The 14,352-nt window shown below is 69.6% G+C and carries 12 protein-coding genes, 1 tRNA gene and 1 pseudogene; 5 read left to right on the top strand and 9 right to left on the bottom strand.

The window, feature by feature from the left end; translation table 11 throughout:
- Positions 1-6: 6 nt before the first annotated feature.
- Together FB559_RS08770 and rlmB are read left to right on the top strand one after the other, a co-directional pair.
- Positions 7-456, top strand: a pseudogene (locus tag FB559_RS08770) (Clp protease N-terminal domain-containing protein); the annotation flags it as partial.
- A gap of 167 nt (positions 457-623) precedes the next feature.
- Positions 624-1,526: a 23S rRNA (guanosine(2251)-2'-O)-methyltransferase RlmB gene (rlmB, locus tag FB559_RS08765; protein WP_141955133.1), complete on the top strand. Its 903-nt coding sequence runs from the start codon at positions 624-626 to the stop codon at positions 1,524-1,526.
- A gap of 63 nt (positions 1,527-1,589) precedes the next feature.
- Here rlmB and FB559_RS43730 read toward each other — a convergent pair whose 3' ends face one another.
- The 3 genes from FB559_RS43730 to FB559_RS08750 all read right to left on the bottom strand — a co-directional run bounded on the left by FB559_RS43730 (position 1,590) and on the right by FB559_RS08750 (position 4,187).
- Positions 1,590-2,144: a hypothetical protein gene (locus FB559_RS43730; RefSeq protein WP_185792102.1), complete on the bottom strand. Its 555-nt coding sequence runs from the start codon at positions 2,142-2,144 to the stop codon at positions 1,590-1,592.
- A 523-nt stretch (positions 2,145-2,667) separates the two neighbouring features.
- On the bottom strand, positions 2,668-3,582 hold the full coding sequence (locus FB559_RS08755; RefSeq protein ID WP_141955131.1) for an SDR family oxidoreductase: 915 nt from the start codon (positions 3,580-3,582) through the stop codon (positions 2,668-2,670).
- Positions 3,579-4,187 carry a TetR/AcrR family transcriptional regulator gene (locus tag FB559_RS08750; protein WP_141955130.1) on the bottom strand — a complete coding sequence of 203 codons (609 nt, stop codon included), beginning with the start codon at positions 4,185-4,187 and terminating at the stop codon, positions 3,579-3,581. Before FB559_RS08750 ends, FB559_RS08755 begins: the two co-directional genes overlap by 4 nt.
- A 156-nt stretch (positions 4,188-4,343) precedes the next feature.
- Between FB559_RS08750 and FB559_RS08745 the strand changes: the two genes are divergently transcribed.
- Positions 4,344-4,416, top strand: a tRNA-Thr gene (locus FB559_RS08745).
- A 558-nt stretch (positions 4,417-4,974) separates the two neighbouring features.
- Here FB559_RS08745 and FB559_RS08735 read toward each other — a convergent pair.
- Both FB559_RS08735 and FB559_RS08730 read right to left on the bottom strand, forming a co-directional pair.
- Positions 4,975-5,769, bottom strand: a complete 795-nt coding sequence (locus tag FB559_RS08735; RefSeq protein WP_141955129.1) for a hypothetical protein — start codon at positions 5,767-5,769, stop codon at positions 4,975-4,977.
- Between the two features lie 110 nt (positions 5,770-5,879).
- On the bottom strand, positions 5,880-6,650 hold the full coding sequence (locus tag FB559_RS08730; RefSeq protein WP_141955128.1) for a class I SAM-dependent methyltransferase: 771 nt from the start codon (positions 6,648-6,650) through the stop codon (positions 5,880-5,882).
- Between the two features lie 139 nt (positions 6,651-6,789).
- On the opposite strand from FB559_RS08730, the gene FB559_RS08725 reads away from it, so the two are divergent.
- Positions 6,790-7,392: an HIT family protein gene (locus FB559_RS08725; protein WP_141955127.1), complete on the top strand. Its 603-nt coding sequence runs from the start codon at positions 6,790-6,792 to the stop codon at positions 7,390-7,392.
- Between the two features lie 51 nt (positions 7,393-7,443).
- Here the strand turns inward: FB559_RS08725 and FB559_RS08720 are convergent, their stop codons facing one another.
- The 3 genes from FB559_RS08720 to FB559_RS08710 form a co-directional block, all read right to left on the bottom strand.
- Positions 7,444-8,094, bottom strand: a complete 651-nt coding sequence (locus FB559_RS08720; protein ID WP_141955126.1) for a hypothetical protein — start codon at positions 8,092-8,094, stop codon at positions 7,444-7,446.
- 82 nt (positions 8,095-8,176) lie between these two features.
- Positions 8,177-8,845, bottom strand: coding sequence for a response regulator transcription factor (locus FB559_RS08715; RefSeq protein ID WP_141955125.1), 669 nt, complete (start codon positions 8,843-8,845; stop codon positions 8,177-8,179).
- Complete coding sequence (locus FB559_RS08710) at positions 8,842-10,161, bottom strand: sensor histidine kinase (RefSeq protein ID WP_141955124.1); 1,320 nt, start codon at positions 10,159-10,161, stop codon at positions 8,842-8,844. Before FB559_RS08710 ends, FB559_RS08715 begins: the two co-directional genes overlap by 4 nt.
- 783 nt (positions 10,162-10,944) lie before the next feature.
- Here FB559_RS08710 and FB559_RS08705 point away from each other — a divergent pair.
- The gene (locus FB559_RS08705; protein WP_141955123.1) at positions 10,945-11,637 is read left to right on the top strand and encodes a type 1 glutamine amidotransferase domain-containing protein; all 693 of its coding nucleotides are present in this window, start codon (positions 10,945-10,947) and stop codon (positions 11,635-11,637) included.
- Between the two features lie 78 nt (positions 11,638-11,715).
- Here FB559_RS08705 and FB559_RS08700 read toward each other — a convergent pair whose 3' ends face one another.
- Complete coding sequence (locus FB559_RS08700) at positions 11,716-14,208, bottom strand: WD40/YVTN/BNR-like repeat-containing protein (protein WP_141955122.1); 2,493 nt, start codon at positions 14,206-14,208, stop codon at positions 11,716-11,718.
- Positions 14,209-14,352: the final 144 nt, after the last annotated feature.

Below are 14,352 nucleotides of genomic sequence, written 5' to 3'. Positions count from 1 at the left end.
GTCCACTTGTTCGAGCGGTTCACCGACACCGCCCGCCGCGTCGTGGTCTACGCCAAGGAAGAAGCCCGGCTGCTCGACCACGAGCACATCGGCACGGAACACATCCTGCTCGGCCTGCTGCGCGACGACACGGAGACGGCGGTCCAGGTCCTCACCTCGCTCGGCGCCGGCCTCGCGCCCGCACGTGCCGAGGTCGAGGACATGGTCGGCCGGGGACAGCAGCCGCACGCCGGTGACGTCCCGTTCACGGCACGCGCCAAGAAGGTCCTCGAGCTCTCGCTGCGCGAGGCGTTGCAACTGGGCCACAACTACATCGGCAGCGAGCACATCCTGCTCGGCCTCCTGCGCGAGGGCGAAGGCGGCGGAGCGGAGGTGCTCAAGCGCCTGGGCGTCGACTTCGAGGAGCTGCGCCGCGCGGTCCTCACGGTGCTGCGCTCCCGTCAGCAGTCGCGGCCTGCGCCGGGCGTCTTCGCCTCCGGCGGGTCCGCGATCGAGGGCCGGCTGGCGGCCATAGAAGCGCGTCTGGAGCGCATCGAGCGGTTGCTTCGGGACGGTTCGGGTCGCGACTCCGCGTAGTCTGTGCCGGGGCGGATCGTCGCCCTGGGCACTCGCGGAGGACATGGATGGCCAAGCGTCGCAAGAAGGGGTCGAGTCACACCCCGAAGGCCGAGGACCGGCACTGGTACGGCAAGCGTCAGACGGCGCGTGCCACCAAGGCGGCCACTCGGACGGGGAGTGTCACGACCGGCCCACGGCGCGATTCGTCCGCCGCCGGGGACCGCCCGCAACGGCGCCCCGCGCCGGAGGGCCCGGAGATCGTCACCGGCCGCAACCCGGTCGTGGAGGCCCTGCGCGCCGGCATCCCCGCGAGCACCCTCTACGTCATGACGGGCGCCTCGGACGACCGCATCCGTGAGTCGATCAAGCTGGCCACCGACGCCGGCGTCGCCCTGCTGGAGGCGGGCAAGATCGAGCTCGACCGGATGACCGACCGCGCCGTGCACCAGGGCATCGCCCTGCAGGTGCCCGAGTACGACTACGCGCACCCCGACGACCTGCTGCAGCTGAGCACCAAACCGCTGATCGTCGCGCTCGACGGCGTGACGGACCCGCGCAACCTCGGCGCCGTCGTACGCTCCGCCGCGGCGTTCGGCGCCCACGGGGTGCTCGTGCCCGAACGCCGCGCGGCCGGAGTGACCGCGGGTGCGTGGAAGGCGTCGGCGGGCACGCTCGCCTCGGTCCCGGTCGCCCGTGCGACCAACCTCGTACGAGCGCTGAAGGCGTACCAGAGCGCGGGCCTGTTCGTGGCCGGCCTGGACGCCCGCGGTGCCACGGGGGTCGACGCCCTGGACGCCGCCGACGGACCTTTGGTGCTGGTGGTCGGCTCGGAGGGCAAGGGCCTGTCGCGCCTGGTCGCCGACACGTGCGACCTGCTCATCAACATCCCGATGCCGGGCAAGGCCGAGTCGCTGAACGCCGGCGTCGCGGGCAGCATCGCGCTGTACGAGATCGCCCGCCACCGCTGACGCCGCCCGGCCGCGCGACGCCCAGATGACTACCTCGGCGTCGCCCGGCCGGTCAGATCGGGTCTATCCGCGGCGTACGCAGAGGGCCTGCTTGGAGGCGAACAGGGGGACCGCGTCGTAGGACTCGCCCTGGGGGCAGGAAGCGGCATCGGCCGCCCACCGCAGCACCGTCCCCCAGTGCGGCGAGGCGCAGGCGGTCTCCTGAAGGTGTGAGGACTGCTGGGGGTCCAGAATGCAGTCACCGGCCCGGAACACCCCACCCCCCTGACCCACGTCGCCGGGGTGTGGCGCGCTGAGGTTGCGGATGCACGCGACCTCCTTGCCGACGTTGATCGAGTGCGCCTGGTCGACACTGACCATGGCGTCAGTGTCGTCGGGGCAGTCGGTCGGACCCCCGATCAGGACGGAAGCGGTCATCTTGGTGACCTTCGCCTTGGCGTCGCTCGAGCCACAGCCGGTCCGGTGGAACGCCTTGCCCGCCTGGTCGCCGATGCGGCCCTCGGAGCTCACGCACTGCCCGGCCTTCCACTCGCCGGTCGGGGCCGATTTACCGTTGGAGAGCGCGCTCGCCACGATGAACAGGACCACGATCACGGGTACGGCGATGCCGATGATCATCCGGTTCTGCTTGCGTCGCTGCGGTTGGGGGGCCGGCGGGTATCCGTAGGGCGGCGGTCCGCCGTATCCCGGTCCGTTGTAACCCGGTCCGCCCATGCCTGGGCCTGGGCCTCGGCCTGGGCCCATCGGGCCGTTCGGGACGCCTGGGCCCGTGGGGCCGGCCGGCGAGCCTGCCGGTCCGTTGGGCAGGGGCGGCGCTGGCGGCTGGACCTGCCAGGGACCCGGTGGCGGTGGCCCTTGCCAGGCTCCGGGAGGCCCTTGCCAAGCCCCCGGCGGGCCACCCGGACCCGGCATGCCATCTGGGCCGCGTGGTCCTGGGCCACCCGGTCCTGGAGGGCCGCCGGGTCCTGGAGGGCCGCCGGGTCCTGGAGGGCCGCCGAGGCCCGCGCCACCTTGGCCGGGCGGGCCTGGAGGAATGGCCATGTTCATGTGAACCCCCCGTTTTGAGTGCCCTTGATTGGCCGGTCGCTTATAAGGGCCAGGTCACCTTAGTGGAAGGCGCCATTTCTCGGGGAATTGCGCGCTATCGGTAGTCGGCCGCGTCGGCGTCCTTCTTGTCGCCGAAGAAGGCGTCGGCGAAGAACCGGGTGACCTCGGGCTGTGAGCCGTCCAGGTCGGTGAAGCCGTAGTGCTTGGCCAGCACCCCGGATGACAGGGACTGCCCGGACCATCGGGAGACGTCGGGATCGGCCGCGAGCGCGGCGACGGCGCGGCCGATATAACGCGGTGACTCGGCGATGGCGAACCATTTGTCCTTGGCGATCCCGTCGCGCCAGTTCTCCTCGGTGACCCCGAAGTGTTCGAGCATCTCCTCCGAACGCAGGAACCCGGGCGTGAGCGACAGCGAGGTGACCCCGTGCGGCTCCAGCTCCTCCTTGAGCATCTTGCCGAGCCGGGTGATGGCCACCTTGACCACGTCGAAGAACATCGAGCCCCGGTAGCGGTCGTTGAACATGTAGTCCCCATCGGTGATCTCGACGACCAGCCCGCGCCCACGCCGTACGAGCAGGGGCAGGACGGTGTGCAGCGTGATCAGATGGGTCTCCAGCCCGTTGCGCAGCGCCCGCAGCCCCTTGTCGAGGTCGTGTTCCCAGAGCGGCTTCCACTCGATCCACTGGTCGCCGCCCCAGGTGTCGTCGACCAGTACGTCGAGCCGCCCTCCTTGCTCGTCCTCGATCCGCCGTACGAGACCCGCCACGTCGTCCGGCACCATGTGATCGCATCGGACCGCGATCCCCAGCCCGCCGGCCTCGGTCACCAACTGCGCGGTGTCCTCGATCGTCTCCGCTCGCCCGATCGGACTCCGCGACTCCCGGGTCGTGCGCCCGGTGACGTACACCGTGGCCCCGGCCGCCCCGAGCTCGACCGCCATGCCCCTACCCGCACCGCGCGTACCGCCGGTCACCAGGGCGACCTGTCCGTCCAGTGGACCGCTCATATTGCTCTCCTTCTTGGTTCGTGCTGGGCCTCTGGAGCACGCCAGCCGGCCAGTACCGTCGCGAGATCGGCCCGCATCCGGTCGCACAGCCCGCCTTCCGGCCGAGCCGACCAGTGGATCGCCGTGCCATCGGCCACCGCGGTCAGAATCCGAGCCGCCACCGGCGCGGGGGGAGCCCCCGGTAGGACTCCGGCCGCAAGACGGATCACCGCGGCCACCTCGGCCTCCATCGCCGCGTAGAACTCGGCCATGAGCCCTCGCAACTCGTCATCGGCCAGATCGGCCGCGAGCTGCGCCAGGTTGTTGGCGGCCGTGGCCGCGTCGTCGAGAGGCGCGTACGCCGCCACGAGTACGTGGACCACCGCGTCCGCCCCACCGGCATCCGAGACCGAACCACGCATCTGCCCGCGTACGTTGTCGACAGCGGCCCTGGTCATGGCGACGAGCAACCCATGCTTGGACCCGAACCGCTGAGCGAGCGTCCCCACCGCGACCTGCGCCTCAGCCGCCACGTCGGCCAGAGTGAAGCTGGGCCCGAGCCGACTGACAACCCGCCCGGCCGCCGTGAGCAACCGCTCGTCCGTGATGTGCCTGGGCCGTACCATGGAGTTATTGAACCACAGTTCATTAACCGGAGTGAGGGGCCGGGCCAGAAGGAGCGGGGGAGGGCCGGAGTGCCACAAGTGGCAGCCAAGGCCATGATCCCCAGCCCACCCATCCCGCTAGCCGCACGCGCTATCGTGGTGACGCTGCATAAGCAGGCCTCCGTAGCTCAGATGGCAGAGCGTCCGCCTTGTAAGCGGATGGTCGCCGGTTCGACTCCGGCCGGAGGCTCTGTATCTGCCCCGGGGGGGCGACCCCCCGGAACCCCCCGATGTGGGGGGCCTCCGCCCCCCACGCCCCCCGCGGGCAGAGGTTCGGGGTCACCTTTAGGTGATCGCGGCGATACGCCGAGCAGATCAGGCTTCGGGGTGACGGTCGTTTGTCCGTTGACGCTCCACCTTCGCCCTGAAGTCTGACCGCGCCCCTGAGATCGGGATACTGTTCGTCTTCGACCCAGATCGTGCGGCGATCTTCCTCGTCGCGGGTGACGAGGCGGGGCAATGGTCGCGCTGGTATGAGGACCATCCTTGACCTCAGCGGGGACATCGCCAGCGGGGCGGTTGCTCTTCCTTGAAGCGGATGGTCGCCGGTTCGACTCCGGCCGGAGGCCCGTGCCGACCCGGGGGGACGACCCTCCGGACCACCCGATGTGGAGGGCTCCCGCCCCCCACAGCCCCCTACGGCCGAGCTGGCAGAGGGGCGAGTGCTCGCTGGAACCCCGCTGAGTTCCGCCAGCGTCACGTCGCGCCGAGTCTGCGTGGCGGCGGCATGCTGATGACAGCGGGCGGGTCAGAAAGGCGGTTCGTCGAAGGCGGGTTCGCGGGATTCTCCTCTTAACCGCGCGCTCTGCCGCTGACGCCATTCCTCCTCGCGCCGTTCGTGCTCGATGAGTTCGGCGTGGGCGGCGAGTGCCGTGGTGTCCTCCCCCCAGGCTCGCAATCCGAAGATTGCGACCAGGCGGTGGCCCTGCTCGGGGCTGGCTGCCAGTTCACGGCGCAGTACGGGGATCAGAGCCGCCCGGTCATGGAACAGCTCGGGAGCGTCCAGCAGGGGGATGGAAGCGGCGAGGGCCGCTTCGCGAACGGCGGGATCAGGATCGGCGATGCAGGCGGACACCGCTCGGAACAAGGCGGGACGCAACGCGCGGACCTCCTGGAAGACCGGGGAGGAGGCCAACGAGCCGTCCCACTCCTTCCACTGCTCCTCCATGACGTCGCTGACCGTGTGGGCCACCGCTGCCAGCCAGTTCAGCAGCTTGGCGCGCAACGGCCGGCGGCCGGCCTCCCACGCAGGGGCCAGTGCCTCCTGACTGTCGTGGTCGGCGAGGAGCGCGGCGACGTAAACGGCCGCAGCGCCCGTCTCGCCGTAAAGGCATTCCTGATGCAGCACAACATCCGAAAGGTGGTCCAGAGCGCGGGTGACGGCATCCCGGCCACCGGAGGTAAGAGCGCCCAGCGCCGCCCGCGTGGACAGCACGGCCCCGAACGGATGGTCCTCGTCTCTTGCGGCGAAGGCAGTGTCCAGGGCGCCCCAGTCGGTCTCCACGAGCAGTACGCGCGGATCAGGCAATTTCTCGATCTCCACTAGGTGAGTCTGCCTGAAGATGGCGTGGCCCTTCACTGCTGACTGATCTTCCACGGCACCGCCATCGTCGCCTCGGACCGACTCTGGCTCCGCTCGTGATCCGCGACCGGCTAGTCGTCCGCGCCGGTGGGCGACGGCGGTGCCTCGACGACGAAGAACAGGAAGCAGGGTTTGGTCGAAAGATCGTGGAAGTCGTCGGGGAACAGCTCACGGGTGGCCGGGTCGGGCTGTGGTTCGCTGATGACGGAAAGACGGAAACCGGCGGTGGTGAAGGCATCGATCATCGCGTGCAGTGGCTTGCGCCAGAAGCTCATCGGGACGGACCGGCCGTTGAACATCCAGTCGAAGGTGTAGTTGGTGGTCGCGAAGTAGTCGGGCCGAGGATCGGAGAACGTGTAGGCCACCAAAGGGTGGTCCACCGACGCGATCAGCCGGCCGCCGGGGCTGAGCACTCGTCGCAGCTCGGCCAGCGTCGGTCCCCAGTCCTCCAGGTAGTGCAGCACCAGGGACGCGACCACGTCGTCGAAGGCACCGTCGGCGAACGGCAGGTCGTCGCTCAGGTCGACCCTGTGCAGGGCCACGTCGTCACCGAGCCGGCGCCTGGCCAACGCCAGCATTCCGGTGCTGGCGTCGATGCCGGTGACGACCGCACCGCGGTCGCGTAGTGCGGCGGACAGGGGGCCCGAACCGCAACCGGCGTCCAGGACACGACGGCCCGCCACGTCTCCGGCGAGGGCCAGCATCGCGGGCCGCTCGTAGTGCGCGTTCACGAGGTTGTTCTCGTTCTCCGCCGAGTACGCCTCGGCGAAACCGTCGTAGTCGTTCACCCGGTCCCTAGCCGCGGACTGGGCGAAGTTCTCGGGCACGTCAACGCGTTCCATCGTCGCCGCCTATGTAGTCACCTGATCCGCGGACAGGCCCCAATCGCCGGAGCCCCGTCGGCCGAGCGCAACCCACAGACCTAGCACACGACGGGCGGTGGGGTGATCGTCGATCGGGTGTTGTGTAAGGCTCTGCGTCATGAGCGTCGAGCCGAGCGAGTACGTGAAGCGTCTGCCGATCGGGGAGCGGATCCCCTTTCCGGCCGAGGGCATCCCGTTCTGGGAGGTTTTCCCGTACGAGGGAGACCTGCGAATCAAGGTTCTGCAGGAACCGACGCTGCCCGAACCACCTCGACAAGGTGAGGCCGGACCGGAGGACTGCGGCGGCTGTAACCGCCCGGATGCCGACTTCCTGTGGACCGACGAGCACTGGCGGCTGGGCGGCTTCCCAGAGCCGGCCGCACTCCCGGCGATGGTGCTCCTCCAGCCGCGCGGCCACTACGACCTGCACGACCTGCCGCTGCAACGCGCGGCCGAGCTGGGGCCCATGCTGCAGCGAGCGGAGCAAGCGATCATGTCGCTTGGTGGCATCGCCCGAGTGCATGTGAACAGGTGGGGTGATGGGGGAGCCCACCTGCACATGTTCCTGATCGCGCGCCCGGCGGGAATGATGCAGATGCGCGGCACATGTCTTCCACTCTGGGACGACGTGCTGCCAAAGCTGCCCGAGGCGGTCTGGAACGAGACCAACCGCCGGATCGCTCAAGGCATGATAGCCGGCGGCGGCACCGCGCACCTTTGAGTCTTCGCCCGGGGACGGTAATCGTCGAGCACCTATGACCATCGGCTCCGGCTACGCCGACTGATATCCCTCGTGTTGACCGCCCGGAGCCTGGGCCGGCGTTGGCGTCCCCGGGCGGTCCCGCAAGGGCAGGCGCATCTTCCCGGTGGCGAGCAGGACGCCGAGGTGGGCGAAGGCGATGAGGAGGACCAGATCGGCAAGGTGTGCGATCACCACCTCGCGCGGGATGCGGCTGAGTGGGAACGCGATCGCGCCCGCGGAGATCAGCAGGCCGGTCGCGACGGGCACCGCTCTGATCCGGGCGAGGACGAGGCCCAGGACGAACATGCTGGTGGGGAAAAGCGGGCCCGAGATCCAGAACCCGACCATCGCGGCCAGCTGATGTTCGTCCAGGAGCCGTACGGCCTCGGCGTGGGAGACGTTGAAGAGCTCCTCGTTCATGCCCTGCACGCCGAAGGCCGTGCCGCCGACGCAGCCGTAGACCGCCACCGGCAGGCCGATCGCCGCGAAGCGCGGGACACGCGGCTCGATCAGGCGGAAGACCGCGGCCACGCCGACGATCCAGCAGACGGTGGCGATGACGATCAGCGCGCCCGTGGTGATGCCCTGGCGGTGGTCGTTCCAGAAAAAGGTGGACAGCGCTTGGACCGCCGGAGCGGCGATGAGACAAATGCCCGCAATGACCCTCGTGGAAGTTTGCATGCTCACGACGGTAGAAATCGCCGCGGCCGACCACATCGCCCGAGGGTCGCGGACCACCCACTTCATCCGCAGTAGCGGGCCGTCATCCTGGGGGCAACCCCGCGAGCCCCCACTGGTAGGCAAGCACGACGAGCTGCGCCCGGTCGCGCGCGCCGAGCTTCGTCATCGCGCGGTTGACGTGTGTCTTGGCGGTCAGCGGGCGCATCCCCAGGCAGTCGCCGATCTCCTCGTTCGTCAGGCCCTCCGCCACCAGTGGTACGACCTCGCGCTCCCGGTCGGTCAGCGCCTCCAGCCGTTCCGGGGAGACCGGCGGCCGGCCGGCGCGGCCCACGAACGTCGAGATCAACCTGCGGGTGACGCGCGGCGCGAGGAGCGCGTCCCCGGCGACCACCGTGCGCACCGCCTGGCGCAGCTCGTCGGGATCGAGGTCCTTCAGCAGGAAGCCGCTCGCGCCCGCGTGCAGCGCCGTGAACACGTACTGGTCGAGATCGAACGTCGTCAGCACCACGACCTTCGTATCGGCGAGCCCCTCGTCGGAGAGGATCGCCCACGTGGCGGCCAGGCCGTCGGTCCCCGGCATCCGCACGTCCATCAGTACGACGTCGGGACGGTGGGCGCGGGCCAGCGAGATCGCCTCGTCGCCGTCGGCCGCCTCGCCGACGACCTCGATGTCATCCGCGCGTTCGAGAAGCTTTCGGATTCCGGCCCGTACGAGTGTCTGGTCATCGGCCAGCAGGACGCGGATGCTCATGTGCTCCCCCCAAGTGGCAGCCAGACGTGTACCCGGAAACCACGCTCTCCCGTGCCGGGGCGTTCGTAGGCTCCGGCGGTCAGCCGGCCGTCGAGCGCGGCCACTCGTTCGGCCATTCCGCGAAGCCCGAGGCCCGCCTGCCCGAGGTCCGCGTCTGACCGGACGACTGAGGGCGTACCGCCGTCGTCGCGAACCTCGACGGCAAGGCCCCCGGCACCGTACCGAACGACGATCTCCACCAGACCGGGATCGGCGTGGCGTACGGCGTTCGCCAGCGCCTCCTGCACGATCCGGTACGCCGTCACGTCCACGAGGCTGGGCAGTTCCTGCGGCTCGCCCTCGACGTGGATCTCAATACGCGGACCATGCTCGCCGTACGCCCGCGCCAGCTCGCCGAGGTGGCGGACGCCGAGGGTCGCGGGCTCTTCCGGGTACGGGGCGGCGACGCCGTCCCGCAACACGCCGACGGCCGCGCGCAACTCGCCCAACGCGTCACGGGTCGCCCGGCGTACGACGGTCAGCGCTTCGCTCGCCTCCGCCGGGTCCTCGGTGAGCAACTCCGCGGCCAAGCCGGCGTGCAGGCTGATCACGGCGAGGGTGTGCGCGGACACGTCGTGCAGGTCGCGGGCGATCCGGATCCGTTCCTCGGCGACGCGCTGGGCGGCGGCGTGGTCACGCTGGGCCGCGAGCGACGCGAGCCGTGCCTCGTACTCGTCCCGCCGGCCGCGACGGCTCCGCACGGCGTCGCCCAGGAGCAGCATGGCGACGAACACCACGGTCGATCCGTCCAGCACCGCGTCGAACACGCCCGCCCGGCCGTGCTCGGTCCGGCCCAGCACGTCAGAGACGATCACCCATCCGGCGATGGGAAGCGCGAGCCACCGCCGCGGCGCGACCGCCGCCGAGTACAGCGCGATCCACAACGGAACGGCGGGTGCCCCGCCCGGATAGTCGTCGACGTGGTAGATCGTCCACAGCAGGCCGGTGACCGCGAGCGTGACCGCGGGCCATCGTCGTCGCACCACCATCGTCGCCGCCATCGCCAGCCCGATGCCGTACGCCCACACGTCGGGAGTCCGGTCACCGGGCGACGGTGCCCCCGTGCCGATCCGGTACACGGTCGCCGCAGCGGCGGCGAGGCACAGAACGAGCTCCTTCACCCACGGTGGGATCGCGTCGTACCGGTCGCGCAGCCGGGCCGGACGCTCGACAGGGCCCTCCGCCGGTCGCCGCAGCGCGGCGTACAGCCGACGCGAGCCTTCACGCGAAGCCGGAAGACGGCCACGAGAGGGTGCGCCTGCTTTGGCTGCGCTCATCCCTTGATTCTCGACCGGCTTCTCATCCCGGCCAAGCCGCGATCACGACTGAAGCGGGTTTGATGCGAAGGCGGTGTTCGGCACGAGGAATGCGAATTCGTGACCTATCCGGCGGAGCTGTCCTTCAGGGTGCTCAGGCGTCAGTACGGGAACGGGACATCGCGATCCGCAGGGGCCCACCGCGGGCCACGCAGTCGCCGTCGCACCCGGTCGAGCCGCTCTCTGTCGGCCACGTCGCCCTCGTCTCGCCCGGCCCGGTGCTCGAGAATTCTCTCAACGCTCTTCCCGAGCGGCATCTCAGGCAGTTTGGCCCAGGACTTCGGCCGACGGGACATGAGGCGCTCTTCGGCCGCGTACGCCGCCTCGGCGTCCCGCCGGCCCGTGGCAGCGCGCAGGTCCTGGTTCGCGCGACGCCGGTTCGCTCGATTCGGCTGCCGCTTCCTGGCAGGGACCCAACTGCGCGCGGGCTTGAAACTGAAGCCGCAGCTTCCACGCCGGTCCTTGGCATAGCTGAGCCGCTTCTTCTCCTGCGGCGTCTTCCGCGGCAACACCACACTCCATTCCCCGGTCCGCCGATCCCCGGAGATTAGAACTTCGGGCAAAGGGCGTCGACCGAATTTCGCGGCGACGGCGAGACACGGGTGGACCAGGTGGCGCAAACCCGTGCCCGGCGCGTTCCGGGGTCCTGGGCGCAGGTCTCGTAGCGTGGATATGGGTAGCACGTAGAGTGACGAGTAGCGCGTTCCCGGCTGTACCTACCGCGCAGGACAGGGGGCCGACCCCATGGCCAAAATCCTTTTTGTGATGACCGGCGCGAGTTACTGGACGCTCAAGGACGGCACCAGGCACCCGACCGGATATTGGGCCGAGGAGTTCACGGCCCCGTACAGCGTGCTCACCGGGGCAGGCCACGAGATCGTGGTGGCCACCCCAGGTGGCGTGGTGCCGTACGTGGACGTCATGAGCCTGCGTCCCTCCATGGCCGGTAGCGAGCAGATCGCGTACCAGGAGGAGGAGATCCTGCGGTCCGCCGAGGAACTGCGGCGGCCGATCGAGTTGGCGGACGTCCGCATGGAGGACTTCGACGCCGTCTACCTCCCTGGGGGCCACGGCCCCATGGAGGACATGTGGAGCGACGCCGACGCGGGCCGGCTGCTGACCGCGGCCCTCACCTCGGGCAGGCCCCTGGCCATCGTGTGCCATGCGCCGGCCGCGATGCTGGCCACCCGGCGGAAGGGAGTCTCACCTTTCGCCGGCTACCAGGTCACGGCCTTCACGAACGACGAGGAGAACGCCATCGGATTGGCTCCCAAGGCCCGATGGCTGCTCGAGGACGAGCTGGTCGACCTGGGCGTCGACTTCACGCGCGGCGAGATCTGGAAGCCGTACACGATCGTGGACCGCAACCTGTACACCGGGCAGAACCCCGCCTCCGCCGAGCCCCTGGCACGGGAACTGCTCAAAGCGCTCGACTAGCCAGTCAGAGGACCAGGCCCCGAACGTAGTCGTCGAACCTGAAGGCCCGACGACTACGTTCGGAGACGCGCGCCGCGGTCAGCCGTTCGGCACCGGGATCTTCCATACACTGCGGCCGAACGTCGCCGCGTAGATCGTGCGATGGTCCCCGGTGACCTTGATGTCGAACACCGGGGTGTCGGGCAGGCCGTTGCCGACGTGTTTCCAGCTCTTCCTGTCGTTCCTGTCGTAGAAGACCCCGTAGTCGGTGGCCGCGTACAGCTGGTGGCTCACCTGGTCGTAGGTGAGCATCTCGACCGGGGCGTTCGGCAGTTTTCCGCTGATGTTGTGCCAGCTGCCGCCGCCGTTCGTGGTCTCCCACACGTTCGCCGCGGTGTCGCCCTCCCGGTAGCCGGAGTAGGCGACGTACACGTGGTCGGCGTTGGCGGGGTCGACGACGATCGCGTTGACCCACCGGGTCGGCAGGCCCTTGCCGGTGAGCTCGGTCCAGTGCGCGCCGAGATCGGTCGTCTTCCACATCCGGCCGGTGTCGGTGCCGACGTAGATCGTGTCGCCGTCCGTCTTGGCCGGTGCGATCGAGGTGATCGTCGCGTACTCGTTGGCGTAGAACGGTCCCTGGTCGTTCTCGTCGGGTGGCACCGGGCCGGTCAGGTAGTCACCGGGCGGGCTGATCTGGGTGAACGTCGCGCCGCGGTCGGTCGAGCGGTCCAGGACGTTGCCGCCGAAGTAGAGCACCGACGGGTTGCTCGGGTCGAGCACGATCGGGGCGTCCGTCGTGATCCGCGCGGAGTGCCGCTGCCCGAACCGGATGCTGCGCGAGGTGCCGTCGCCGTCCTCGTGCCGCGTGCAGACACCGACCTGCGAGCACTCGTAGTAGATGTCGTGGTCGCTCGGGTCGATCAGGACGTTGTGGCCGTCGCCACCGCCGTAGGCGTTCCACTGCGACAGGTCCGACGCCCCGGCGGTGTTGGTCCACGTACGGACGCTGCCGTTGTCCTGCAGACCCGTGACGAGCCGGTTCGGGTCGTCCGCCGCCACCGCGAGGTGGTACGACTGGTTCCACGGCGCGTACGTCGCGTGCACCCATGAGTCGCTCGCGCCGTTCTGGTCCGAGCGGTAGATCCCTCCGTCGTTTCCGAGGTAGATCCGGTTCGCCACCTTCGGATCCCACTGCATCGCGTGCTGGTCGGAGTGCACGCCGCCGGAGTCGGACCACGTGGCGCCGCCGTCCTTGGACTCACGCAGGTTGACGTCCGCGCTGAACACGTGGTTTTCGTCCTTCGGGTCCACCCACATGCGTCCGAACCACCACTGGTAGCCGCCCGAGGAGCCGGGCCGGCCGCCGGGCGTGAAGGTGTCCCCGCCGTCATTGGAGACGTAGAAGCCCTTGTCCGGGCCGTACGGGCTGCCGCTGACCACATACACGCGCTGGGGATTGCCGGGCGCGACCGCGATGCCGATCCGGCCGAGGCTCGCGTCGCTCTTCAGACCGGTGCCCGTGGTGTCGGCCGGGTGGGTTCCGACGACGTTCTCCAGCCGTTTCCAGTGGTCACCGCCGTCGTCGGAGCGAAAGAGCCCGGAGCCGACGCCGCCGTACACCCGCGCGCCGTTGTTGCGTTTGTGGTCCCACAACGCGGCATAGACACGCTTGCCGTTGGTCGGGTCGAGCGCCAGGTCGATGCCGCCCGTCGTGTTGTTCGGCGTCTTGAGCACCTGTTTCCAGCTCTTGCCGTTGGCGCCGAGCCGGTAGATGCCACGCTGACCGGCCGTACCGGACAGGTTGCCGGCGGCCGCGACGAACACACGCCGTGGGTTCGCCGGGTCGACGACGATCTTCCCGATGGCGCCGCTGTCGGTGAGGCCCCACTGCTTCCAGTGCCTGCCGCCATCGGCCGACCTGTAGACGCCGTCACCGAAGAACGTCAGGCCTCCGCCGGACGGGTTCGCCTCACCGGTACCGGCCCACAGGGTGCCGTCCGAGCCGAGCGCGATGGCGCCCATCGTCTGCGTCTGGTCCACCGGCCAGGCGGGAGTGAAGGTCTTGCCGGCGTCGACGCTCCTCCAGATGCCACCGCCCGAGACCGCCACGTAGAACGTGTTCGGATGATTCGGGTCCACGACGAGGTCGGTGACCCGGCCGCCGACGTTGGTGGGTCCGACCTGCCCCCACGTCCCGCTGCCGTGCTTCAGCGCCCTGGCCTGCGTACGGGCGTTCTTGACCTGGCCCGGCTTGACGTCGTGACCGGAGGTGAACTTCTGCGTGAGGTACTCGGCCGGGGCCGTGGGGCCGCCTTCCTCCTCTTCCTCTTCCTCGTCGTCGCCTTCTTCTCCTTCTTCCTTTCCGCCGTCGGCGTCGTCGTGCACGCGCTCGGCGGCCTCGCCCCGATCGTTGCCGCTCGCGTGGTTCGGCGCGGTGAGCCCATGGACGAAGAAGGCGACGATCGCGAGGGCGAGCACGCCTGCGAGGACGAGTCTGGGGGTGGTCCAGCGCGGCCGCGGTCCGGCGGCCGCGGGCTCAGGGGCCGAGTCCGGGGTGCTGTGCCGGGGCTCGCCTGGAGGGTCGTCCGCCATGTCGTCTCCTCGCTGTGGGCGTGGTTCGCTCCCGAGGAAGACGGTAAGGATCAGGCAGGCGCTCGTCATCAGACATATGTCGAAATCGGGTGCCCGATATCGGACAAAACTCCGCCGCGACGGCTCAGACGTCGCTGGGACGCC

Origin of the sequence: Actinoallomurus bryophytorum (genome assembly GCF_006716425.1) — a bacterium.
GTDB lineage: Bacteria > Actinomycetota > Actinomycetes > Streptosporangiales > Streptosporangiaceae > Actinoallomurus > Actinoallomurus bryophytorum.
Note: the sequence above shows the minus strand (reverse complement) of the source record. Positions and strands in the feature narration are given on the sequence as shown.

Bases quoted from the DNA above. Each gene is read 5' to 3' on its own strand.
- FB559_RS08730 (WP_141955128.1), bottom strand. From the start codon at position 6,650: ATGGAACGCGTTGACGTGCCCGAGAACTTCGCCCAGTCCGCGGCTAGG.
- FB559_RS08710 (WP_141955124.1), bottom strand. From the start codon at position 10,161: ATGAGCGCAGCCAAAGCAGGCGCACCCTCTCGTGGCCGTCTTCCGGCT.
- FB559_RS08700 (WP_141955122.1), bottom strand. From the start codon at position 14,208: ATGGCGGACGACCCTCCAGGCGAGCCCCGGCACAGCACCCCGGACTCG.
- FB559_RS08720 (WP_141955126.1), bottom strand. From the start codon at position 8,094: ATGCAAACTTCCACGAGGGTCATTGCGGGCATTTGTCTCATCGCCGCT.
- FB559_RS08715 (WP_141955125.1), bottom strand. From the start codon at position 8,845: ATGAGCATCCGCGTCCTGCTGGCCGATGACCAGACACTCGTACGGGCC.
- FB559_RS43730 (WP_185792102.1), bottom strand. From the start codon at position 2,144: ATGATCATCGGCATCGCCGTACCCGTGATCGTGGTCCTGTTCATCGTG.
- FB559_RS08725 (WP_141955127.1), top strand. From the start codon at position 6,790: ATGAGCGTCGAGCCGAGCGAGTACGTGAAGCGTCTGCCGATCGGGGAG.
- FB559_RS08750 (WP_141955130.1), bottom strand. From the start codon at position 4,187: ATGGTACGGCCCAGGCACATCACGGACGAGCGGTTGCTCACGGCGGCC.
- rlmB (WP_141955133.1), top strand. From the start codon at position 624: ATGGCCAAGCGTCGCAAGAAGGGGTCGAGTCACACCCCGAAGGCCGAG.
- FB559_RS08755 (WP_141955131.1), bottom strand. From the start codon at position 3,582: ATGAGCGGTCCACTGGACGGACAGGTCGCCCTGGTGACCGGCGGTACG.
- FB559_RS08705 (WP_141955123.1), top strand. From the start codon at position 10,945: ATGGCCAAAATCCTTTTTGTGATGACCGGCGCGAGTTACTGGACGCTC.